Source organism: Flavobacterium olei (assembly GCF_039749035.1).
Lineage (GTDB): Bacteria > Bacteroidota > Bacteroidia > Flavobacteriales > Flavobacteriaceae > Flavobacterium > Flavobacterium olei.
Genome location: NZ_JBDKWC010000005.1, coordinates 497,149 through 521,223, shown reverse-complemented (window position 1 = coordinate 521,223; position 24,075 = coordinate 497,149). Strand labels below are relative to the sequence as shown.

At 35.0% G+C, this 24,075-nt stretch carries 23 protein-coding genes; 22 read left to right on the top strand and 1 reads right to left on the bottom strand.

The features are described from left to right. The first annotated feature begins 2 nt into the window (after positions 1 to 2). The 8 genes from pdeM to ABEB31_RS15730 all read left to right on the top strand — a co-directional run bounded on the left by pdeM (position 3) and on the right by ABEB31_RS15730 (position 8,479). Positions 3 to 644, top strand: a complete 642-nt coding sequence (gene pdeM, locus ABEB31_RS15765) for a ligase-associated DNA damage response endonuclease PdeM (RefSeq protein ID WP_347052598.1) — start codon at positions 3 to 5, stop codon at positions 642 to 644. Positions 645 to 915: 271 nt separating this feature from the next. Further along, a complete protein-coding gene (locus ABEB31_RS15760) occupies positions 916 to 1,746 on the top strand; it encodes an STAS domain-containing protein (RefSeq protein ID WP_347052597.1) in 831 nt (276 codons plus the stop codon). A 42-nt stretch (positions 1,747 to 1,788) separates the two neighbouring features. Continuing rightward, positions 1,789 to 2,163: an STAS domain-containing protein gene (locus ABEB31_RS15755; protein ID WP_347052596.1), complete on the top strand. Its 375-nt coding sequence runs from the start codon at positions 1,789 to 1,791 to the stop codon at positions 2,161 to 2,163. Beyond that, positions 2,144 to 2,560 carry an anti-sigma regulatory factor gene (locus tag ABEB31_RS15750; protein WP_347052595.1) on the top strand — a complete coding sequence of 139 codons (417 nt, stop codon included), beginning with the start codon at positions 2,144 to 2,146 and terminating at the stop codon, positions 2,558 to 2,560. Before ABEB31_RS15755 ends, ABEB31_RS15750 begins: the two co-directional genes overlap by 20 nt. Continuing rightward, positions 2,553 to 3,566, top strand: coding sequence for a SpoIIE family protein phosphatase (locus tag ABEB31_RS15745; protein WP_347052594.1), 1,014 nt, complete (start codon positions 2,553 to 2,555; stop codon positions 3,564 to 3,566). Before ABEB31_RS15750 ends, ABEB31_RS15745 begins: the two co-directional genes overlap by 8 nt. Positions 3,567 to 3,568: 2 nt before the next feature. Then, positions 3,569 to 5,188, top strand: a complete 1,620-nt coding sequence (locus ABEB31_RS15740; protein WP_347052593.1) for a sensor histidine kinase — start codon at positions 3,569 to 3,571, stop codon at positions 5,186 to 5,188. Positions 5,189 to 5,386: 198 nt separating this feature from the next. Beyond that, positions 5,387 to 7,741: a mechanosensitive ion channel family protein gene (locus ABEB31_RS15735; RefSeq protein WP_347052592.1), complete on the top strand. Its 2,355-nt coding sequence runs from the start codon at positions 5,387 to 5,389 to the stop codon at positions 7,739 to 7,741. Positions 7,742 to 7,882: 141 nt separating this feature from the next. After that, a complete protein-coding gene (locus ABEB31_RS15730; protein WP_347052591.1) occupies positions 7,883 to 8,479 on the top strand; it encodes a Crp/Fnr family transcriptional regulator in 597 nt (198 codons plus the stop codon). A 142-nt stretch (positions 8,480 to 8,621) separates the two neighbouring features. On the opposite strand, the gene ABEB31_RS15725 is transcribed toward ABEB31_RS15730, so the two are convergent. After that, positions 8,622 to 8,993 (bottom strand): group III truncated hemoglobin, encoded by a 372-nt coding sequence (locus tag ABEB31_RS15725; RefSeq protein ID WP_347052590.1) that lies wholly within the window; start codon positions 8,991 to 8,993, stop codon positions 8,622 to 8,624. 326 nt (positions 8,994 to 9,319) lie between these two features. Between ABEB31_RS15725 and nadA the strand changes: the two genes are divergently transcribed. The 14 genes from nadA to ABEB31_RS15655 all read left to right on the top strand — a co-directional run bounded on the left by nadA (position 9,320) and on the right by ABEB31_RS15655 (position 24,013). Further along, on the top strand, positions 9,320 to 10,252 hold the full coding sequence (nadA, locus tag ABEB31_RS15720; RefSeq protein WP_347052589.1) for a quinolinate synthase NadA: 933 nt from the start codon (positions 9,320 to 9,322) through the stop codon (positions 10,250 to 10,252). Positions 10,253 to 10,277: 25 nt separating this feature from the next. Next, positions 10,278 to 11,789: an L-aspartate oxidase gene (gene nadB / locus ABEB31_RS15715; protein ID WP_347052588.1), complete on the top strand. Its 1,512-nt coding sequence runs from the start codon at positions 10,278 to 10,280 to the stop codon at positions 11,787 to 11,789. A gap of 25 nt (positions 11,790 to 11,814) precedes the next feature. Next, positions 11,815 to 12,546 (top strand): iron-sulfur cluster repair di-iron protein, encoded by a 732-nt coding sequence (gene ric, locus ABEB31_RS15710; protein WP_347052587.1) that lies wholly within the window; start codon positions 11,815 to 11,817, stop codon positions 12,544 to 12,546. 9 nt (positions 12,547 to 12,555) lie between these two features. Next, positions 12,556 to 14,679, top strand: coding sequence for a ribonucleoside triphosphate reductase (locus ABEB31_RS15705; RefSeq protein ID WP_347052586.1), 2,124 nt, complete (start codon positions 12,556 to 12,558; stop codon positions 14,677 to 14,679). Beyond that, on the top strand, positions 14,660 to 14,827 hold the full coding sequence (nrdD, locus tag ABEB31_RS15700) for an anaerobic ribonucleoside-triphosphate reductase (RefSeq protein ID WP_347052585.1): 168 nt from the start codon (positions 14,660 to 14,662) through the stop codon (positions 14,825 to 14,827). Before ABEB31_RS15705 ends, nrdD begins: the two co-directional genes overlap by 20 nt. Continuing rightward, positions 14,769 to 15,497 (top strand): anaerobic ribonucleoside-triphosphate reductase activating protein, encoded by a 729-nt coding sequence (locus tag ABEB31_RS15695; RefSeq protein ID WP_347052584.1) that lies wholly within the window; start codon positions 14,769 to 14,771, stop codon positions 15,495 to 15,497. The genes nrdD and ABEB31_RS15695 overlap by 59 nt, the downstream gene beginning before the upstream one ends. Positions 15,498 to 15,518: 21 nt before the next feature. Then, positions 15,519 to 15,965: a copper resistance protein CopD gene (locus tag ABEB31_RS15690; protein WP_347052583.1), complete on the top strand. Its 447-nt coding sequence runs from the start codon at positions 15,519 to 15,521 to the stop codon at positions 15,963 to 15,965. A gap of 139 nt (positions 15,966 to 16,104) precedes the next feature. Further along, positions 16,105 to 16,686: a TetR/AcrR family transcriptional regulator gene (locus ABEB31_RS15685; protein WP_347052582.1), complete on the top strand. Its 582-nt coding sequence runs from the start codon at positions 16,105 to 16,107 to the stop codon at positions 16,684 to 16,686. 73 nt (positions 16,687 to 16,759) lie between these two features. Further along, positions 16,760 to 17,569: an SDR family NAD(P)-dependent oxidoreductase gene (locus ABEB31_RS15680; RefSeq protein WP_347052581.1), complete on the top strand. Its 810-nt coding sequence runs from the start codon at positions 16,760 to 16,762 to the stop codon at positions 17,567 to 17,569. Positions 17,570 to 17,728: 159 nt separating this feature from the next. Further along, entirely contained in the window at positions 17,729 to 18,628 is a 900-nt protein-coding gene (locus ABEB31_RS15675; protein ID WP_347052580.1) for a carbohydrate kinase family protein, read from the top strand. A 162-nt stretch (positions 18,629 to 18,790) separates the two neighbouring features. Continuing rightward, positions 18,791 to 20,968 carry an HAD-IIB family hydrolase gene (locus ABEB31_RS15670; protein WP_347052579.1) on the top strand — a complete coding sequence of 726 codons (2,178 nt, stop codon included), beginning with the start codon at positions 18,791 to 18,793 and terminating at the stop codon, positions 20,966 to 20,968. 94 nt (positions 20,969 to 21,062) lie between these two features. Then, entirely contained in the window at positions 21,063 to 22,598 is a 1,536-nt protein-coding gene (locus ABEB31_RS15665; protein WP_347052578.1) for a glycoside hydrolase family protein, read from the top strand. Positions 22,599 to 22,839: 241 nt separating this feature from the next. Then, positions 22,840 to 23,349 carry a PPC domain-containing DNA-binding protein gene (locus ABEB31_RS15660; RefSeq protein WP_347052577.1) on the top strand — a complete coding sequence of 170 codons (510 nt, stop codon included), beginning with the start codon at positions 22,840 to 22,842 and terminating at the stop codon, positions 23,347 to 23,349. Between the two features lie 73 nt (positions 23,350 to 23,422). Further along, complete coding sequence (locus ABEB31_RS15655; RefSeq protein ID WP_347052576.1) at positions 23,423 to 24,013, top strand: Crp/Fnr family transcriptional regulator; 591 nt, start codon at positions 23,423 to 23,425, stop codon at positions 24,011 to 24,013. The last annotated feature ends 62 nt before the right edge of the window (positions 24,014 to 24,075 follow it).

The window sequence follows — 24,075 nt, the reverse complement described above, 5'->3', positions numbered from 1 at the left end:
ATATGAATATTCTAATACAAAACCAAACTTTTACCTTACATCCAAGTGGCGCTCTTTATTGGGAAGAAAAAAAAATACTGGTTATTTCTGATGTACACCTGGGGAAAATATCTCATTTCAGAAAACATGGAATCGCCATTCCTCAAAATGCCGTTCAGGAAAATTTCAACAGACTGACTACCGTGATCGAACATTTTTGTCCCGACAAAGTGATTTTTCTGGGAGATCTATTTCACAGTTCTAAAAATGCAGAATGGAATTTGTTTGAAAATTGGGTCACCGACTGCAACAGTGAACTAATTCTCGTTGCTGGAAATCATGATATTATTGATGAAAAGCATTATAACGACATCAATATTTCTGTGGTACAAATTTTAGAAATTGATGATTTCTTTTTTACCCATCATCCGACAGAAAGAGAAAATGTATTTAATTTTTCCGGACATATCCATCCCGGAATAATCTTGCGCGGACTCGGAATGCAGAGCTTAAAATTACGCTGTTTCTTTTATAAACCAGATCAAATGATACTTCCCGCATTTGGAGAGTTTACCGGAAAGTTTATTTTGAAACCCGGCTCCGAACATCTTATTTATGCCATTGCGGGAGAAGAAGTAATTTTAATTCATAACAGAACATCTTAATATTTTGATAATTTGTTTTCAGGTAAATTTTATTCATATAATCTCTTGGAAGAAAAAACAAAAAAATGAGAATTAACTGTCTTTTAATTTTTTTTTCTGTTCAATAAAAATCAAAATTCTTGTTGATTTTAACATAAAATGTGCTGACAATAACTTCAAATAAGTATTTATGCCATTAAAAATGCAACTTTTGTTCTCGATAGTTTAACAAATTTTTTCGCATCCAAATTAATGTTATATATTTGGTAGTAAAAATCCAAATTTAAAGCAAATGCAAAATAACGTCCTGGGTGTTTTAAGAGAGCACGAAAATAAATTGTTGACAATATGGTCTCAGATTCTTATCGATAGTGGATCAGGTGACGGAGCTGTTGAAGAAGAAGAATCAAAAGAATTTGCTTCTTTGTTTTTAAATGCAGTATCAAATTCTGATGAAAACAGAGATTTTGAAAAAGTAGAAGATCTTATCGTAGGAATTGCCTCTTCCAGAGGAAAGCGTGGTTTCTCACCTAGAGAAAATGCCCAGTATTTAATTTCTTTTAAAGAAGCTTGTTCCAGAATTCTTTCAGAAGTTATGACAGAACCTGTTCAGCTTTTTGAGGCTAACACCAGGTTAAGTACCATTATTGACAACATGACAATTATGACTTTTGAAGCCTATATGAAAGGCAGAGAAGATGTGATCTCGAGACAGATTGATGAAATCAGTGAAATATCGACTCCGGTAATTGCCGTATGGGATGGTATTGTTGCTTTGCCAATTATTGGAACTCTGGACAGTTCAAGAACTCAGATTGTAATGGAAAGCCTTTTGCAGCAAATTGTAGATACAGGAAGTTCTATCGCTATTTTGGACATTTCTGGTGTTCCTGCAGTAGATTCTCTTGTAGCACAGCATCTTATTAAAACAGTTAGCGCTACCCGTTTAATGGGAGCAGAATGTATTATTAGTGGTATTCGTCCGGAAATTGCTCAGACAGTAGTGCATTTAGGAATTGATTTAAGCGGTATTATTACCAAAGCTTCACTGGCGAGCGCCTTAAAAACGGCATTCGATATGCTTCAATTATCTGTTGTTAAGAGAAAAAAATTAGTAGAATAAAGTTTTTTTATATTTTTTATGGAAAGAATTCCTATATTGAAAATGGGAGATTTTTTGCTGGTTACTATTCAGGTAGACTTGTATGATCAGCTGGCAGAAAATCTTGAGTCAGACTTAATAAATACCATTAGCAAACACAGTTCAAAAGGTGTATTGATAGATATATCTGCAGTTTCTATAATTGATTCCTTTATGGGAAGAATTTTAGGAAACATAGCCGTTATGTCCAAAATTCTCGACGCACAAACTGTTGTTGTAGGTATGCAGCCTGCAGTTGCTATTACCCTTGTTGAACTTGGACTCTCATTAAACGGAGTCATCAGTGCCTTAAATGTTGAAAAAGGCATGGAATTACTTCGCTCAAATATGCAGTATAGCGACAACGAAGAGCCGGAGTATGACGACGATAACGAATAGTAAAGAAGAAGCCCTGATCGTAAAAGAACAGGACGTAGTTCCGTTGCGCAACCGGGTTAAAGAATATGGCGTAAAAATTGGGATGAGTATTTTAAATCAGACCAAACTTATTACGGCTACCAGTGAGCTTGTGCGTAATCTTCTAAAATATGGAGGAGGCGGAAAAGTTATTATCGAGTCTGTGAGCAACGGACGGGAAAATGGCGTACGCGTTACTTTTATTGATAACGGTCCCGGAATTGCAGATATTAGCCTGGCCATGAAAGACGGTTACAGTACCGGAAAAAGCCTTGGTTTAGGATTGCCGGGAACCAAAAGACTTGTCAATGAATTTGACATTAAATCAGAACTTGGAAACGGTACTACCGTTACTATAACAAAATGGAAAAATGGATAATACGTTTTCCACTTATAAAATTGATGACAGAAGTCTCATTGCATTTATAAAAAGAGAAATACACAATCTTGCCCTCAAAATAGGTTTTACACCTCACAGAGCTGCCGAAACAGACATTATCATTGCAGAGTTAACCTCTAATCTTATGAAATTTGCCAATGGAGGAGAACTTCTCTATCGGGCCAACTTTAACGGTGAATATAACGAAATCGAAATCTATTGTCTTGACAAAGGCATAGGATTTGAAAATGTAGCCAAAATTATGAATGATGGCTACTCTTCTGCAAATACACTCGGACACGGATTAGGCTCTATAAAAAGACTTAGCAACGACTTTCAGATTTACTCCATGAAAAATTGGGGCTGTGTACAATATGTGAAGATTGGTGAAAAAGCAGATATCGAACTATCACCAGTAAAATCGGGATTAGATCATACCTGTATAGCTGTAAATTATCCCAATGAAAAAATATGTGGAGATGGGTATTATATAAAACATAATTCTAAAGGTTTTCAGATATTTGTGGGAGATGGACTAGGTCATGGCGAAGGTGCCCATGAAGCAGTCGAAGCAGCTATAAAGGCATTTAGGCAGACAATCGAAACTGACCCCGAATCTATCCTGAGAGATATTCATTCAAAAGTAAAAAAATCCAGAGGATTAGTGGCTACAATCGCTGCTGTAGATTATAAATCCGAATCCTGGAGCATTTGTGGTATCGGAAACATTAATACCCGCATTTATAATGGTTTAGACAACAAAACTTATACACCTTATAATGGCATAATTGGTCATAATATTCCACGAACCTTAAATAGTACAATTGTGCCTTACAGAAAGCACCAGATTATAATTATGCACAGTGACGGACTTCGAACCAGATGGAACTTAAATGATTTAAGTGCCATTTTCAAACAAAGTCCCGGCATAATTTCAGCGGCCTTATACAAAGAAAATGTCAGAGGTACCGATGATGCAACGATTCTTGTGGGTAAAATAAATTAGTTATGAAGGAGATTATTCATATAAATCTTGATAACGAAATGGACTTAATATTAGCCCATAAGCGTTGTATGAAAATTGCCGAGATGTGCGGTATGCCATCTTCTTTTCAGACAAGATTTTCTACTGCCGTATCCGAAGTTGCCAGATGTTCTATTACAAATGGTAAAAATTCGCTGCTGGTTTTGGGTATTAATATTATTAGAAATACCCAAAAAGAAATCGTAGCTATAATTACAGATTCGATTGATTTAAAAAACTGCAGTCCCGACGCTTTTACATACGCAGCCAAAATCTCAGGAAATATAGAATATTCTTATTTCAATAATTTATCAACAACAAGAATCAGTCAGCTTGTTCCCTCACCTGGCCTGCTTTCAGAAACTAAGATTAAAAGCCTCATTGATTATTTTAAATATGAGCCGCCTTTGTCACCTTATGACGAAATCAGAAAGAAAAATATTGAACTTATCGCACTGTCTGAAAAACTGTCAGAAAGCGAAAATAAATACAAGCAATTAGCAAATACACTTCCCGTACTCATTTGCATAGTCAATGAGCGTGGAAATGTATTATTGGTTAATGAATCTTTAGAAAATTATTTAGAGAAACCATTACTTGTTTTTGATCGTAAAACCTTGTTCAATTTCATTCATCCGGATGATATTGATGGGATTCTTGAAGGCCTAAGCACCGCAAAATCTAATAGAAAAGATTTTATGGGAGAAGCGAGAATTAAAAACAATTCAGATTATGTCTGGCATTTGGTTTCGATCACGCAAAACAAAGCTGAAGACGGCGCCTTTAACAGCTGGCTCATTTATTTTGTAGACATCAATGCTCGCAAAATGGTAGTTGAAACTCTTAAAGATAATACGGAACTAAAACTAATTCAGAGCGAACTCGAAAGTGCAAACTCAAAATTACGTTTTAAAAATAAAGAGTTAGAGCAATTTGCTTATATCGCCAGTCATGATCTTCAGGAACCATTGCGCAAAATTATGATTATGCTGTCGCGTGCCGGCGAGCATTTAACTGAAAACCAGAAGAAAGAGTATTATTTTGACCGAATTACATTAGCGGCCGGACGATTATCCAACTTAATTACAGATGTTCTGAATTATTCTAGAGTGGATAATATGGCGCATTTTTCAGATGAAGTGGATCTTAATGAAATCGTAATTGAAGTTTTAGGTGATTTAAGTCTTGTTATTGAAGAAAGGAATGCGGTAATTAATATTGACAAACTTCCAATCGTGTTCGGACTCGATACACAGCTTCGACAATTATTGTATAACCTGATCAATAACGCTCTTAAATTTAATACGACAGAACCAACTGTTACCATTTCTTATAACGATGTACCAAAAGATAAAAATCTGACTACTTCTGCAGAAAATTACGATGTCATCTCAATATCAGACAACGGAATTGGAATGGACAGTAAATATTCCGGACGTATTTTTGATATGTTCCAGCGTCTTCACGAACGTGATCAATATGGCGGTAATGGGATTGGTCTGGCATTATGCCGAAGAATTATCGAAAACCATAATGGTATGATTCATTTTAGCAGTAATCCGGGAGAAGGAACAACATTTTGGATTTACCTACCTAAAAAATAATTCCTGCTGATTTATAAATTTAAATAAAATTACAATATATCTTCATGGCCGCAGAGTTTCTATATTCTTTGCGGCTTTCTTTTAAGTACTTCCAGATAATAAATAAATGAACTGGGCTGTACTTTTAAATTTAATTTTTCTTAACTGAAAGTCTTCCAAAAAAAATTAAATTTGAGCTCCCAAATAAGCCATAACATTATGATTTTTCAAAAAAGAACATTTTATTTTTTCTCTTTACTTTTATTTCTTCTTTTCATCCCGCATAACTACGCTCAAGAGCAAAAACCGGTAAAAAAAGAAAGCCGCGGAAAATTATTTAACGATACCACAGCAACAGACAGCGACTATCTGATGTCGATTGAAAAAGCCGGCGAAGTCCTTGAATCTGCATATAATGATATTGATTTTGCCGGAGACACCCACCACCTGTTTGGCGAAATGAGTCGTACAGAAAGCAAACTCAATCTGATTTTAGCAAGTCTGAAAGGCGCAAACCCCAATGTGCGAAACCAGCAGATGTACCGCATAGTATTGCAGGAAATCGAGCAGGAATTGGAAGAACAGAATAAAGCCATTAATACCCGAAATCTCAATCTTGAAAACATTAAGAAACGTGTAATTGATCTTCGTAAAGACAAAACTTTAATTACATTATTAAAAGATACTATACGCCGCAAGCAGTTTAAAAAGGAATTTGGAGACCTTAGAAAAAGATATGTCGGTACAGATAGTCTGATGACGCTGAATCAAACCACTTTAAACAATAAAAAAAGACTGACCGTTCAGCGAAAAATTGCCGTTTCTAATGCCTTACTAACGGTTGAAGGAAAACTGGAAAAATCAGGAATCAGTATCTTCAGGAAAGAATATCCTTCATTGTGGCAAATTAATGATTCTTCCGGCAGAAAAAAAGTAACGCATAATATAAAAGCCAAGATTATTATTGAGGAAAATGTCGCTGCATATTATTTAAGTTATAAGGCCGGCGGACTCATCGCGCTTTGTTTTTTTATGGGGCTTTTATTCTGGTACATTTCCAGAAACATCAAATACTTAAAAGCAAATGGATATGCTGAAAATCTTTCCCAATTAAATTTCAAATACTTACATCGCGGGGTTTTATTGCCTGTTTTAGTAATCGCCTTAAACTTTGCTGTTGTAACCAATTTATATGCTCCTGCCCTGTTTTTAGAATTAATTCAGTTGTTTCTGCTTGGCGTTTTAACTATATTATTCAAAAATCAATGGTCGGGAGTGGCCATGCGTAACTGGCTTTTTCTTTTAGGATTATTCTTTGCACTTTGCTTTTTAGATCTCTTTATTACAATAGGATTATTTCAGCGTTTGGCCTTCGTTGCAATTAATATTATGGGTATTCGATACGGTTTAGTACAAATCAAAACACTTAAAGAAGAACTTTATATAAAAGGCTTTTTCAAATGGGCAAGTATCATTTTTATTGGACTAAACATCTTGTCTGTTCTCTATAATATATTTGGAAGAGTTTCATTATCTAATATGCTAAGTATTACAGCATTTATTTCATTAACTCAAATTGTAGCTTTAAGTGTATTATTAAAAATTATTCTCGAAATTATTTTACTGCAAATCTATACCACAAGAGTAAACAGAGGTATAGAAAAAATGTTCGATCACGAAAGTTTATCAGACACTTTAAAAAGACCATTTATAATAGCGATAAGTTATATGTGGCTAATTGTAATTGCTTCGAATTTGAACATTTGGGAATCGCTGAGAACAGCACTTGCCAAATTATTAAATCATCCCAATACGATTGGAAGCATCACCTTTACTCTGGGTAATATTGTTTTGTTTTTTATCATTATCTGGGCGGCGCATTTATTACAAAAATATGTTGCTTACTTCTTTGGTGAAATCGATGATGAAAACGAGGAAAACATTAATAAAAGGCAGCACTCCAAATTACTAATAACAAGGTTGGTTGTTTTAATTGGCGGTTATCTTCTGGCGGTTGCAGCCTCTGGAATGCCATTAGACAAATTGAGTATTCTTTTAGGGGCTTTAGGTGTTGGTGTCGGACTTGGACTGCAAAACATTGTAAGCAATTTTGTTTCGGGAATTATTTTAATATTTGATAAACCAATTCAGATTGGAGATGTTGTTGAGATTAGTTCAGAATCGGGCCGTGTAAAATCTATGGGACTTAGAACTACGAAAATTAATGCTCCAAACGGCGCAGAAATCATTATTCCGAACGGTAATCTATTATCTCAGAACATTACCAACTGGACTTATACTGATAATTTTAAATTAGTCGAAATCACATTTGAAATCAATGGAGAAACCATCCCGGAAGAAATAAATGCAATTGTTAATGAAACACTTGCTAATGTGCCGCTTGTAAACAATTCTAAACCATCACAAATATACTATAGCGCAATTTCTGATGGAAAATACAAATTGTTAATCAAATTCTGGTGCAGTATTTACAGGACCGAAGAAACAATAAGTTTAGCCAGACAAGAACTTTACATGAGTTTTAAAAATAAAAATTTAAATTTTTCCAGTTAAGAAAATATAAGGCGATAAGTAAAATTATCGCCTTTTTTATTTCTGGATGTAACCTAACAATTATCATATTTTATTTTTAGTTTAATACTTTTCTTTGTTCAGATTAATAAACAAGATTGATTAAAAATCAATTCATTAGAAATGCATATTGATATTGACTTGCTTTACACCTGGGGAGCTGTAGCTAAAAAAGTTCCAAAAAACACCATCATTTTTTATGAAAATGATCTGGCAGTATCTTATTTTCAGATTTTGGAAGGAAATGTAAAAATGAGCTATACCAATGAAGATGGTAAAGATTTAACGATTGGGATTTTTAAAGAAGGAGATAGCTTTGGTGAACCGCCCCTTTTTATCGGTCAGCCCTACCCTGCCTCTGCTATTACCCAAACCGACTGTGTGATTCTTAAACTTCCAAAAAACAATTTCTTTTTATTTCTTGAAGAAAATCCTGAAATTCAAACCCGGATTTTGAAATTATTCGCCTGGAAAATTTACAATAAAACTATTTTCTCAAAAAACATTATTAATCAAAAACCTGAAAATCGAATTCAGTTTTTTTTAGATAATCTGAAAAAACAACATAATATTGAAGTTAAAACTAAAATGAAAATTCCGTATACAAGGAAAGAAATTGCAGATTTTACAGGCCTGCGCGTTGAAACAGTAATTCGAACATTATCGTTAATGAGTAAGAATAAAAAAATTGAAATTATAAATCACAAATTATTTTACTAATACCATAAGACTATGATTTCAATCATAGTTTATTAAGCCGCAAATTTCTTTCTTTGCATTGGTTAAAAAGAAAATTATTAATTCAGTTTTAATATCTTTCGCTAAAAAAAAACGGAAACTTAAAAGGTTTCCGTTTTTTATTTTATGTCACCACTTTGTGCATCAAAAATTTAGCAATATTTTCTGCCCGGACCTTAATTTCAGTTGCTCTGTCTCCTGCAAACAAACCATCGACAGTCTTTTTCCAAAGTTTTGTCCAATGTTTAAAATGAGCTTCCTTTAAGGAACTTTTCTCATCCAGTATTCGGTGTTTGACCATTGGGTTGCCATCAAAATTTCCGGTGTGAAAAAGAATGTTCTCCCAAAAATCATACATTAGAGGAAGATGCTTGTCCCAGTTTACAGGCGTCACTTCGGTAAACAAATAGCCAATCGCAGTATCTTTTTTTACCACATCATAAAAAGCATTGACCAGCGTAATAATGTCCTCTCTGTTTTTTATATCTGTTTTCATTCGTTTTATTTTAAACCTTTTTATTGTACAGCAATGCGCTTCTATATAATAATCAAATTTGCAAAACTTCATCTCTAAAAAGTATGATTACAATCATACTTTTTAATTTAAAATCCTGCTCCACAATAGCATTTTCGTATTTCACATTTACCCTTCAATCATATTTATTTTTACAAAAAACAAAAATAACACAGTATGACTGCAATCATACTTTAAAAGAAATGATGATAATACTTTTACACTATTGAAATCATAAACTCATACTCTTAAAAAAGATTACCACAATCCATTCCATGATGGATGGCCGGAATAATTAAGACTTAAAAATGGACAAGAACTTTTTAACACAAGAAATCACCCGATTAAAACAGGAAAAAAATGCTGTAATTCTGGCTCATTATTATCAAAATGAAGACATTCAGAATATAGCAGATTTTATTGGTGACAGTCTTGAATTATCAAAAAAAGCACAAAATACCGATGCCGATATTATTGTATTTGCCGGAGTTCATTTTATGGCCGAAACTGCTAAGATTTTAAACCCGGATAAAAAAGTGTTACTTCCGGATTTGAAAGCCGGCTGTTCGCTTGCCGACGGTTGTGATCCAAAAGATTTTAAAATATTTAAAGATAAATATCCGGATCATGTCGTCGTAACCTATATTAATTGCTCTGCAGAGATTAAGGCGATGAGTGATGTACTCTGCACTTCGGCAAATGCAAAAAAAATAATCGGATCTTTTCCGGAAGAACAAAAAATCATATTTGCTCCGGACAAAAATTTAGGCCATTATCTTCAAAAAGAAACCAAACGTGAACTCGTCTTATGGAAAGGCTCTTGTGTAGTCCATGAAGCCTTTTCATTAGACAAACTAATAGAAATCTATAACAAAAACCCAACTGCAAAAATTGCAGCACATCCTGAATCTGAAAGTCATATTTTAAAAGTGGGACATTATATCGGTTCAACATCGGGGATTATAAATTTTATTAAAACAGATCCTGCATCTGTATTTATAGTCGCTACAGAAGTGGGAATCCTGCACGAACTTTCCAATGCTGTACCGGGAAAAACGCTTATTCCGGCTCCTACTGTTGAAGATAACAGTTGCGCCTGCAGCGAATGCGCTTTCATGAAAATGAATACTCTGGAGAAATTGTATAGATGTCTTCAAAAGGAAAGTCCGGAAATAATAATTTCAGAAGAATTAAGAAATCAGGCATTAAAACCAATAAAGAGAATGCTCGAATTATCATAAAATGCAATAACTAAATTATAATAACATGTTTACAACGGATATATTGGTCATAGGTTCTGGAATTTCAGGATTATTTCTTGCCATGAAAATTGCAAAAAAACGTCCGGATTTATCGATTGTTATTATGACAAAGGACGCTGCTAAAAACACCAGTACACAACTCGCTCAAGGCGGAATCGCAGTTGTAACAGAAAATTTAAACGACAGTTTTAATCAGCATATTGAAGATACGCTGTTGTCAGGAGGCGGACTCTGCGATGAGGAAATTGTAAAAATGGTAATCTCCCAGGCGCCCTACAGACTTCAGGAATTAATAGAAATTGGAACTTCATTTGATAAATCAAAAGATGGCCAATGGGATTTAGGATTAGAAGGCGGGCATTCTCAACCCAGAATAATACATCATAAAGACAGCTCCGGACAGGAAATTGAGCGTAAACTGCTCAAAATAATCAAGAAGATGCCCAACATTGAATTGTTAGAAAATCACCTGGTTATTGACTTGAATACCGAAACAAAAAAAGCTAAAACTACCTGTACCGGAGTTTTCTTCTATGAAAAAAAATATAACACCATAAAATATCTGAGAACCAGAACTATTGTTTTGAGTACCGGTGGCTGCGGCCAGCTTTTCGAAAACACAACCAATCCTAAAATTGCCACAGGAGACGGACTGGCAATGGCGGCTCGTGCAGGCGCAGAAATTGTGGATATGCAATACATTCAGTTTCATCCAACTGCTTTATATTCCGGAGAGGAAAACCCTTTGTTTTTGATTTCAGAAGCTGTAAGGGGTTTTGGTGCTCATATAGTGAACGAAGATGGTAAGAGATTTTTGTTTAAATATGACTCCAGAGGCGAACTTGCAACCCGCGATATTGTTTCTGCCGCGATTCACAAAGAAATGGTTATTCATCAGAAAAAGCATATGTACTTAGATTGCAGACATTTGGATGCTCAGGATTTTGCTACGCATTTTCCGGTTATAACGGCACATTGCAGTTCGTTAGGAATTAATCCGGAAAAGGACTTAATACCCATTGTTCCGGCTGCGCATTACCAGTGTGGCGGAATTAAAGTAGATCAAAATGGGGCAACATCAATAAAGAATCTGTATGCGATTGGCGAATGTGCAAGAACGGGACTTCATGGGAAAAATCGTCTCGCGTCCAACTCACTTCTAGAGGCTGTTGTATTTGCCCATCAGGCTTCAGAAAATATCGACCGGACTATTGCAGGATATGTTTTTTCATCTAAAATATTAATTCCGAAGTTTCCAAAAACCGATCAGTCAAACGATTATCATGCTTTTGACATTTTGAAAAAAGAACTGCAAAAACTGGTTGCTTCTTTCTATATAAATGATGAGAGCGATGCAGAATTTACTTTTCATAAAATAAAAGATCTCCACAACAGGGCTATCACACTTACAGAGCCACACGAAATTACGATTCCGTTTATCGAATTTTCTAACATGATCGCTGCATCCCTTCTTATTATAAAACAATGCAAGTCATCGGATAAACAAATGCACTAAACCAAAAATCATAAATCCAAAAGTTATGAAACTCACCAATAAAACCACAATTGCAGAAATCGTTGTAGATGATTTTAAAACCGCTGCTATTTTTACAAAATACCATATTGACTTTTGCTGCAAAGGACACAGAACAATCGAAGAAGTTTGCAAAAAAAGGGATATTGATGAAAACATACTGATCCGTCATATTGAAGATGCAGGAAAGAGTTATATCGATGAGGATTTAGATTATAAAAACTGGCCGGTCGACAAGATTACAGATTATATTACGGAAACGCATCACAGATACGTAAACGAAAAATCGCCGGTGATTCTGCAATATCTGCTTAAGTTATGTGGAGTCCATGGAGCGGTACATCCCGAATTACACGAAATTCATACTATATTTTCAAAATCTGTTCTGGATTTAAACGCTCACATGAAAAGAGAAGAACTGATTATTTTTCCTTTCATCAAAGAGATGAAAATTGCTTATAACACAGGAACAGATCTGGAAACACCGCCATTTTTATCGATTGAAAATCCGATTACGATTTTAAAAGAAGATCATGTAACTGAGGCAGAACGTTTTAAAAGAATAACATCGCTCAGCAATAATTTTACACCACCAATTGATTCCTGCAATACGTACAAAGTTGCTTTTGCCATGCTGGAAGAATTTAATAAAGATTTGAAAAAGCATATTCACATGGAAAATAATATTCTTTTTCCAAAAGCGATCGAACTTGAAAAATCATTTGAAAAAGTGTTATAAAAAATTACCATGGAAAAATATGTAATCAAACGCAGTGGAGATTATAAACCTTTTGAGGCTTACAAAATTCAGGACGCCATTCAAAAAGCTTTTCAAAGTGTCAATGAACCTATAGATAAAAAAATCTATAAAATTGTCCTTTCCGGTCTTGAAGTTAAATATTCCTGGCCGGTTGAAGAAATTCAGGATATGATTGAAAGAGTACTTTTTGAAAATGGACATTTCAGAACCATGCGATCTTTTATAATATACCGCCACACCCGAAAATTACAAAGAGAACATATTAATGGTTTAAATGATGATACTACATATATTGATAGTACACAGACGGTTGAGGAATATATCAGCCAGTCAGATTGGCGTATAAATGCAAATGCAAATATTTCCTATTCGAACGCCGGGCTGGTTAGTAATACAGCGGGAAAAGTTATTGCAAACTACTGGCTGGATAAAATTTATAATAAAGAAGAAGGTTCTGCTCACAGGAATGGCGACATACACATTCATGATTTGGATTGTCTTACCGGATACTGCGCCGGTTGGAGCCTGCGTGTGCTATTAAATGAAGGATTCAATGGCGTGCGCGGCCGTGTCGAGAGCAGACCTCCTTCTCATTTTAGAGAAGCACTGGGACAAATGGCAAATTTTCTGGGAATTTTGCAAAGCGAATGGGCTGGCGCTCAGGCTTTCAGCTCTTTTGACACTTATCTGGCTCCGTATGTATTTAAGGACCAGCTTACTTATGATGATATTTTAAAAAGTATCCGAAGTTTTATTTATAATTTAAATGTACCGGCACGTTGGGGACAATCTCCATTTACGAATATTACATTAGACTGGAATGTTCCTGAAGATTTAAAAGAGCAAATCCCGACACGAAACGACCAGCATTTATTTTTGAATCTAACGGCCGAAAATCTCCTTTTGGAAGCTCAAAAAAGAGGTGTTTCAAAACTGATTGATTTGAAATATGGTGATTTTCAAAACGAAATGAATCTTATAAACAAAGCCTATTATACCATTATGACGGAAGGCGACGCTAACGGACAGCCTTTTACGTTTCCGATTCCAACTGTAAATATTACGGAAGATTTTGACTGGCAAGGCGAAAATGTTGACTTATTGTTTGAAAACACTGCCAAAATTGGTTCGTCTTATTTTCAGAATTTTATTGGAAGCCAATATATTTTAGATGAAAAAGGAAATCGAATAGAAAATCCCGAGGCATATAAACCAAATGCCGTAAGAAGCATGTGCTGCCGGTTACAACTTGATTTAAGGGAATTATTAAAACGTGGAAACGGACTTTTTGGTAGTGCAGAAATGACAGGAAGTATTGGTGTGGTAACTATAAATATGGCGCGTTTGGGCTATGTGCATAAAGGAAATATAATTAATCTGTTTGCTCAGTTAGATCATTTATTGCAAATTGCCAAATCTACATTAGAAAAAAAGCGAATCTTTATTCAGCAAATGTACGATCGCGGTCTTTATCCTTATACGCAACGATATCTGAAACATTTTAGAAATCACTTTTCGACGATTGGCGTAAACGGAATGAATGAAATGGTCATTAATTTTTCTGAAGGAAAACAGGATATAACGTCCAATTCTGGAATTCATTTTGCGACAGAAATACTGGATCACATTCGACTGAGAATGAAGGAATTTCAGGAAGAAACAGGAAATTTATATAATCTGGAAGCAACCCCGGCAGAAGGAACTACCTATCGTTTTGCTAAAGAAGATAAAAAGCGTTTTCCTGAAATTATACAAGCCGGACAAAACGAAAATATCTATTATACTAACAGTTCGCAAATTCCGGTAGATCATACCGACGATCCTTTTGAAGCCTTATTGCTTCAGGATGAATTGCAATGCAAATATACCGGCGGTACTGTTTTGCATTTGTACATGAGAGAAAAAATCAGCAGTCCCGAAGCCTGCAAAAATTTTGTAAAGAAAGTTTTAAGCAATTTTAAACTACCCTATATAACCGTGACACCCATTTTTAGCATCTGCCCTATTCATGGTTATCTAAACGGAGAGCATGAATATTGTCCTAAATGCGACGAAGAAATACTCCATAAAAACAATCAAAAACACCCGACTTATGAAAACGAAAACGTCTGAAATTCTAACAGAAAACAAACCACAAAGAACTAAATGTTTGGTTTACACACGTGTAATGGGTTATCACAGACCTGTAGAAAGTTTTAATATTGGAAAAAAAGGAGAACACCAGCAACGTAAACATTTCGAACAAGCCATTATCTGTTAAAGCAATTTATAGCCTCACGCCTTTTACTTTATTAGATTATCCGCATAAAACAGCCTGTATTATCTGGTTTGCAGGCTGTAACATGCGGTGTTTATACTGCTATAATCCAGAAATTGTTTTAGGAAAGGGAAAAATAGATTTTGAATATATTCTTTCTTTCCTTAAAACCAGAAAAGGATTATTGGACGGAGTTGTTTTAAGCGGTGGCGAATGCACTTTACACAAAAAAATTATTGATTTTGTAAAGGAAATCAAAACAATGGGATTTGCGGTTAAAATAGATACCAATGGTTCTAACCCAAAAATATTGAAAAGCCTGATTCACGATCGATTAATCGATTATGTCGCGTTAGATTATAAAAGTCTTCCTCATACCTTTGAAATGATAACGCAATCAGGCTTATTTTATGAATTTGAAGAGAGTCTTTCGCTTTTAATTCGTTCAGATATCCCGTTTGAAGTCCGCACAACTTTTCATTCTTCTTTAATAGAAGAAAATGATTTTATAAAAATGACAGAATATCTCGAATCACAAAATTTCGAAGGAAATTATTTTATCCAGCACTTTATGAATAATGTCCCAACACTTTCAAAACTTAAAGATTCAAATAAAAATATAAGACTTAAAAACTTCTCTACTTCAAAAATAAAAGTCATTTTTAGAGAATGAAAAATTTAAAATAAATGCTTTATGAACTTACATCATCTTGTTTTAATAATGCATCTTTTGGCCGCTGCGATCTGGGTCGGCGGACATTTACTTTTAACCATTTGCTATTTACCTTCTGCTTTAAAGAAAAAAGATCCGCACATTATCCTGAATTTTGAGAAGAAATTTGAAAAACTCGGACTTTCATCACTGGTGATCTTGATAATAACCGGAATCTGGATGGCGTATGATTTTGGCGTCAGCATTGATAAGTGGTTTCACTTTACGAGCGGATTTGAAAAAGTAATTTCCATAAAATTGATTTTACTCTTCTGTACTTTTATTTTTGCAATAATTGCACAAGCTATTGTAATTCCAACTCTTAACAAATACAATATAAAAAGAATGGCAGTTATCATTTTAAGTGTTACTTCAATTGGTGTTACAATGCTAATCTTAGGATCTACGCTGCGTTATGGAGGTTTTTAAATTAAAAGTTAACCATCAATATTCTTATTGTAGAAGTTTACATTTTGTACTGATAAGCAATTTTAAAAAATAAAACACTAAAACATTTGCATATATGACCAATCGGTCATATATTTGCTTTATAAATAGGGAACACATTATGACAAAGGGTGAAGAAACCAGACAATTTATTATAGAAAAAGCCGCTCCGATCTTTAATACTAAAGGAATTGCAGCAACTTCTATGAGCGATATTATGGAAGCTACCAAATTGTCTAAAGGAAGTATGTACGTTCATTTTGAAAATAAGGATGTTTTGGCCTGTGCTGCTGTAGATCATAATATGAAGATATTAAACGGTAAGCTGGAGGCAGAAATTACAAAGGCAAAAACCGCCAAAGACCAGCTTTTTGCTTATATCGATTTTTTCAGTAATCCTATAAATCCGCCGGTAATTGGAGGATGCCCTTTGCTGAATTTCGGAATGGAAGCTGATGATACCAATCCGGTTGTGAAAGAAAAAGTAAACAGAGTCATCCAACGCGGACAATCGCTTTTAACTTCTATCATTGAAAAAGGAATTAGCGAACGCGAATTTAACCCAAATGGCAAGGCAGCAGAATTGGCCACTGTTATTTTTGCGATGCTGGAAGGTGGACATTTAATGTCACGAATGTCCGGCAACAATGAAAGTATGAAAACCATAGTAGCAACACTAAAAAAAATGATATCTGAAAAATGATGTTTTTTTTTCTTATAAAAATGACCGATTGGTCATATTTAAATATTCATAATAATTATAAAAAACAAATACCATGTCAAAAACAATTTTAATTACCGGAGCATCAAAAGGATTTGGAAGAGCCTGGGCAGAAGCATTTTTAGCTAAAGGATATAATGTCGCAGCAACGGCCAGAAATCTTGAGACCTTAAATGATCTTAAAGAAAAATACGGTGCTTTAATTTTCCCCTTACAACTGGATGTTAATAAAAGAGAAGAATCTCTGGAAGTAGTTCAAAAGGTAAAACAGCATTTTGGAACGATTGACGTTTTAATTAATAACGCCGGTTATGCACTTACAGGCGCTGTAGAAGAAGCAAGTGAGCAAGAAGCAAGAGAACAATTTGAAACTAATTTCTTCGGGACTTTATGGTTAACACAAGCCGTTTTGCCGATTATGAGAGAGCAGAAAAGCGGACATATTATTCAGGTTTCATCGATATTGGGACTTGCTACTTTGCCAACCGCAATGGGACTTTACAGTGCATCGAAATTTGCTGTTGAAGGTTTAAGCGAGACGCTGGCATCAGAGGTAAAGCAATTTGGAATTCATGTAACGCTGTTAGAACCAAACGGATACGAATCAAACATCTGGCACACAGGTATTACCAGCGAAAGTCTGCCTTTTTATGATGAAATTAAAAAAGCACAGGCGGAAAGAGAAAATATATTCGGAAAAGTTGCTGCAACGGCTCCGGCGGTCGTTAATCTAGTAGAAAACGAAAATCCGCCGCTTCGATTATTACTGGGTAAAGTAGCACTTCCGTTTGTAAAACAAAGCTATGAACAGCGATTAGAAAACTGGGAGAAATGGAATGATGTTTCTGTTGAAGCTCATGGATAAGCCAATTTTTATATTTTAATTTTGAAGGCAATCTAATATAGATTGCCTTTTTCATTAGGTTACTTTTTAGAAAATGGTTGCAGAAACCAGTAATGTTTTTTATTTTTATGAATTCAGGTGAAACTCTAATCACCGAATTTAATGTTTTAAAAAATTAAAATGAGCAACGACAAACAATTAAAAGCTGTCGCTTTTGGAGAAGTACTTTGGGATATTTTTGGCAATGAAAAGAAAATTGGCGGTGCACCTTTAAATGTCGTGCTTCGCATGAAAGCACTGGGCGCTGATACCGATATGATAAGCTGCGTAGGAAAAGATGCTGACGGAGATGCCATTATCAACGAAGTAGAAAAACTGGGTTTAGACACCAATTCAATACTAAGATCAGATGACTACCCTACCGGCTTGGTAAATGTAACCTTAGACGAAAGTAAATCTGCAACTTACGAAATTATTTACCCTTCTGCCTGGGATAAAATTATTCTAAATGAAGAAACCCGCGAGTTAGTGGTTAACGCTGATGTTTTGATTTACGGAAGTTTGGTTTGCAGGGATGAGGTTTCCAGAAATGCATTGTACGAGTTGTTAAATACCCACACTTATAAAGTATTTGATGTTAATTTAAGAAAACCGCATTACGATTATGATATATTAAAAGACCTTATGCAATCGGCAAACTTCATCAAATTTAACGATGAAGAACTGACAGAAATAAGTGAGGCGTTCGATTCTCCGTACAATACCTTAGAAGAAAACATGAATTTTATCTGTTCGCTAACCAATGCTACTGCCATTTGCGTTACCAGAGGAAAAGATGGAGCTCTATTGCTTTTGGATAAACATCTTTATGAAAATAACGGTTATTTTGTAGAAGTAGAAGATACTGTCGGAGCTGGTGACTCCTTTCTGGGTGCATTAGTAACAACTCTTTTAACCGGAAAAGAACCGCAGGAAGCTCTAAATTTTGCCTGCGCGACAGGCGCTTTAGTAGCAGGATCTTCTGGTGCTAATCCAGAGATTTTAATGAGCGAAATTCAAAACCTGATGCATAAAAGATAGTAAATTTATTGAATATCCCGATATAACATATCGGGATATTTTTATACTTAAAACATCACAAATATGCACTGAACATGGGAACTATGTAAATTTAAACTGTAATTATTTCTTCTTAATCAATGCAGTCGCTGTAACTTGCATTTTCAAAATTATTAAGGAAGAATGATGAAAAAATTACGAATTTCACTTATCAATATACATGGACTTTTAAAAGGTTCGGGTCTTGAAATTGGAAGAGATGCAGACAATGGAGGTCAGACCAAATATATTTACGAATTAGCAGAATTTTTATCTCAGCATGAAGATGTAGAACATGTTCATATTTTTACAAGATTAATCGATGATCCTTCTCTATCGCCTGAATATGCAGTGCCTGTTGAAGTTATCAATGACAAATTAGATATACGCCGAATTCCTTTTTTAGGAAAAAAATACAGATCAAAAGAACAATTATGGGAAGGTCTGGATATTTTTGTTAATGGCGCTATGCAGCACATCAAACAGTATAATATTTTCCCGGACTGGATTCATTCTCACTACGCCGACGCCGGTTATGCTGCAGCAGAGTTATCGTCTGTTTTAAATATTCCTTTTGCCCACACCGGTCATTCACTTGGATTTTATAAAAAAGAAAAATTACTGCAAAGTGGACAAACGGAGGAAGAATTAGAAAAGAAATTCAAATTTAAAGCCCGAATGGCTGCTGAAGAGAGAACGCTGGAACTCGCAGAGTTTATCGTTACTTCTACCGAACAGGAAATTGAAACTTACAAAGCCTATAAAAATTTTGAATTAGGAAAATACCACGCTATTTCTCCTGGTATCGATACCAGAAAATTTGTTCCGTATTACAATCAGGAAACCGATTCTGATAAAAATATGGAAGAAGCACAAAGAAAATACTGGGTTTCAGAAACTATTTCTAAGTTTCTTACTAATCCGCATAAGCCTATTATTCTGGCACTTTCGAGGCCTGACCGACACAAGAACTTAAACACTTTAATAGAGGTTTACGGTAAAGACAAAGAGTTGCAAAGCATTGCCAATCTGGTAATTTTTGCCGGTATTAGAAAAGACATTGCCAAAATGCCCGAATCAGAAAAAGATGTTTTAACTGATTTGCTTCTCCTGATGGATAAATACGATTTATACGGAAAAATGGCCATTCCGAAAAAGCATGATGTGGAGAATGAAGTTTCGATTATTTACCGTTACGCCGCAGAGAAAAGAGGTGTTTTTGTGAATTTAGCATTGCATGAGAACTTCGGTCTTACGGTGATAGAATCAGCTAGTTCCGGACTTCCCGTTGTGGTTACTAAAAACGGGGGACCTTCAGAAATTATTCCGGTGTGTCAGAATGGAGAATTGGTAAATCCACAGAAAGAAGATGAAATTAAAAAAGCGCTTCGCAATATTTTAACCGATGAAAATAAATGGAAATATTATTCCAATAACGGCGCAATCAATATTCAGAAACATTATAGCTGGGTAAGTCATGTCAATCAATATGTAGATCTGATCAACGAAAACTTATCCGTTTCTTCAGCCGGAATAAAAAAACAGCATTACCCAAATATCAATATCAACCGATTAAAAAGAAAATTGGATCATTTACTGGTTTCAGATATTGACGGAACTTTAATAGAACCAAAACTCGCAAATCCGGGTTTAAAAGAACTCAAATCACATCTTGTCAATCGTACCGATAAAATGGCATTTGCAATGGCGTCGGGACGAAACTTAGATTTGGTTAAACAGGTCATTAACGAAGAAGAATTCCCTCTTCCCGATTTTATTATTTGTTCGGTTGGAACCGAAATTTATTATACCAATGGTACCGATTATATTTTAGATAAAGGCTGGGCAAAATTCCTTTCCGGAAGGTGGAAAAGAGATGATATTGTTAACCGCTTACAAGCCGTTAAGTGGATAAGACTGCAGGAAGATGAAGCGCAAAATCCGTATAAAATCTCCTATTATTATGACAAAGAAAATTACAATCACGACGAATTAATTCAGGCTTTAGGTTCGGGTTGGTATAAAATCAATATTATTCCGAGTCATGGAGAGTTCCTTGATTTTATTCCGAAAAGAGCTTCTAAAGGAAATGCGATAAAATTCCTTTGTAGAAAATGGTCCATTCCGCTGTCGAATGTAATTGCCGCAGGAGATTCAGGAAATGATGTTGACATGTTCAGAGGTCCGGTAAAAGGCATCATTGTTGGAAACCGTAGTGCAGAACTTGCTTCTTATGAAACTACAAAAAGTATATATGTAGCAAAAACTTCGGCTTCTGAAGGAATTCTCGAAGGATTAAAACATTATAAGATCATAAAATAAGGCTTTGTAACAGTAAAATAAACACATTGAATATAGATTTTCTAACAATACTATTTTCAATGTAAAAAATAATAACAGATTAAAAAAGTAATAAATGTATTCAAGCTCAGGATTTAGTAGTTGGGAAATTGGAGATGTTGATGTATTTATAGATGGAAAAGGGATTCATCATTTATTTCATTTAATTATCCCAAATCACGATTATATTGCACATGCCGTGTCAAAGGACGGTCTATCGTGGAAAAGGGTGAAAAACGCCATATTTGTGGGTGACCCCGGAGAATGGGACGACGATATGCTGTGGACTATGCATGTAAGTAAAAAATCGGAAGGCGAAGGTTATGAAATGTATTATACAGGCTTAAAACGTCAGGATAAAGGAATAGAACAGAAAGTTGGACGTGCCGTTTCTACCGATTTAATCAACTGGAAAAAAGAAAATTTATACGGACTTCCTTTTAAAAGTGAAGCGCCACATTACGAAGGTCAGAACAATAATCCCCGTCAATGGATTAGCTTTCGTGATCCTTTTAAATACCAATATAAAGGCGAAGATTATTTACTAATTTGTGCCAGAAGTGCTTCGGGTCCAACCTATCGCAGAGGCTGTATTGGCGTTGCTAAAAGAGAAAAAGAAGGTTTTGTTTTGCAGAAACCGCTTCATATCCCGTACGTTTATGATGATGTCGAATGCCCGTGTGTTTTCGAAATAAAAGGAAATCACTACTTATTGGGATCTATTCGTGAGGATATTAAAATTAGATATTGGTCGGCTCCCGAATTTAGAGGAGAATACTGTGCTTTTCATAACAATGTTTTGCTTCCTCAGGGAAATTATGCAGCTAGGGTTGTAAAAGAAGGAAAACACTTTTTGGTTTACAACTTCTATTTTGCAGACGGAAATGTCAATACACATCGCGTTATTCCGCCACCAAAAGAACTGGATACCGATAAAAGCGGAAGACTTTTACTGAAGAGTTATTACTACTGGGAAAAATTATATCAGAAAACCATTCAACAAAAAGATTTGCCTCAGCCCATGCCTATTTTAGGAAATCCAACGGCTGAATTTCTTCAGGAAAACGAAAACAAATGGCGTTTTGGATGCAGAAGCGGTTATGAAATTTATTGTTTCGAAAAACCTTCGATGGATTTTGTCTGGGAAGGAACACTTTCTGTTGAAGGAATGGGAAAAACCGGTTTTGTTATTGAATGTGACAAAGAAGGAACAGCTTATTATATTTCGATTGATTTTGTGAATGGTTTTGTACAATTCAGAGCGTGGGGATTTAATGAGAAAGACGTTAAAAACAACTTTATCTTTCAGAATATCCAAACGAATCAATTTGAAATTAGTGAAGAAAAACAGATTTATTTTAAAATTATCCGTTACGGAAATTACTATGAACTTTCTATAAATGATGTTGTAAAACTGACTTTACTGGATTTTAAATACAGCGAAGGAAAGGTCGGAATTTATGTTTGCTCGGCGGTAATTTCTGTCAGCGATTCAAAAATTCACGCCATTCCGGAACCTGAAAATGAATATGCCGCTTCAGATCCTGAAAAATATGAAAAAGATCATAATCGAATTATTCAGGTTCAGAGTACAGGACCTCAGTTTAATTAAATTTCATTTAAATACATAGAAACATATTGTTGGTATTGCTTTGCTTAATATTAAACATTAGAATCTTAGATATTATAATCTGTAAAAGAAAGCAAGAGATCATCTTTCTTTTTTACAAAGCATTGTGGTAAAGCGCTAAGTTTATTTTAAAAAAATGAAATTCCTTTACCGACAATCCAAGCTTTCAACAAGCGTCGGGACTATGTGTAAAGGCATTAAATTCAACAATAAAAAATAACTTATGAAATCCTCCACTTTTATACTATTATTACTTTTTGCTTTTAATCTTGCAAAGGCACAGAAAAACGATGCTGAAAAATGTCGTTATACCAAAACACCAAACGGCTTCCTGATGGTTCTTCGCGAAGGCGACAATGTCTTGGAAATGATCGAAAATCTGGCAAAAGAACAGAAAATTCCCTCTGCAAACTTTACCGGAATTGGTTTTGCACAGCAAGCTACTTTTGGTTTTTATGATTTTAATGAAAAGAAATTCCATCCTAAAACTTTTAATAAAGTCGAAATGGGAAGTCTTACGGGCTCTATCGCCTGGAGCGGAGAAAAACCATCCATACATCTGCACGGTGTTGCCACAGATGATAAATTTGATGCCTATGGCGGCCATATTCTCGAGCTAAAAGTAGGAACCGGTTCTATGGAAATTTACGTTACGGTAAATCCGGAGAAACTGGAGAGAAAAATTGAGCAGCCGCTTAACGCGAATGTTTTACAGCTGCCTTGTATAAAATAGATTTTGTTGACCAGATCTATTTTATATAAAAGATATAGCTTAAATTTAGCCCTTTAACTGATATTTACAAATAATGCCACAAAGTCCTTCTCCAGAAGAAGTCAAAAGAATTTTTGAAACTTATTTTACTGCCGATATGAATATCTGGAAAGCATTTTCGGAAAAAATCAACATGCGTCAATTTGAGAAATCAGAAATTATAAAAGATTATCACAACGCCGAAAAATTCCTCAATATCGTTATTAAAGGCTCTGCAGGATTGTTTGTCTGGGATGGGAAAAGGGATATTTGTATTAATTTGTTGTATGAAAATAGTTTTATAAGCGATTATATGTCATTTCTCAATCAGCAGCCGTCTGTTATAAAAACCGAAGCTTTGGAAGATTTGACACTTTGGTCTATTTCGCATAACGATTTAAATGAATTATACCAAAGATCTGAAACCGGTTTGCGAATCGGAAAAGCTATTTCTGAAATGCTTTACGTGCGCAAGCAACAGGAACAAATTAATTTATTGACACTTTCTCCTCAGGAACGCTATTTGAAATTGATCGAAGGCCGTCCGGAAATTTTTCAGAGAACACCGCTCAAAATTATCGCTTCCTACCTGGGATTAACAGCCGAAAGTTTAAGCCGGATTCGAAAAAGAGTTATGGAAAAATAATTTCTTACCCAAAGTCAATTTTATTCTCATTTTCACGCGTTAAGTTTGCTTCAGTAAAATCA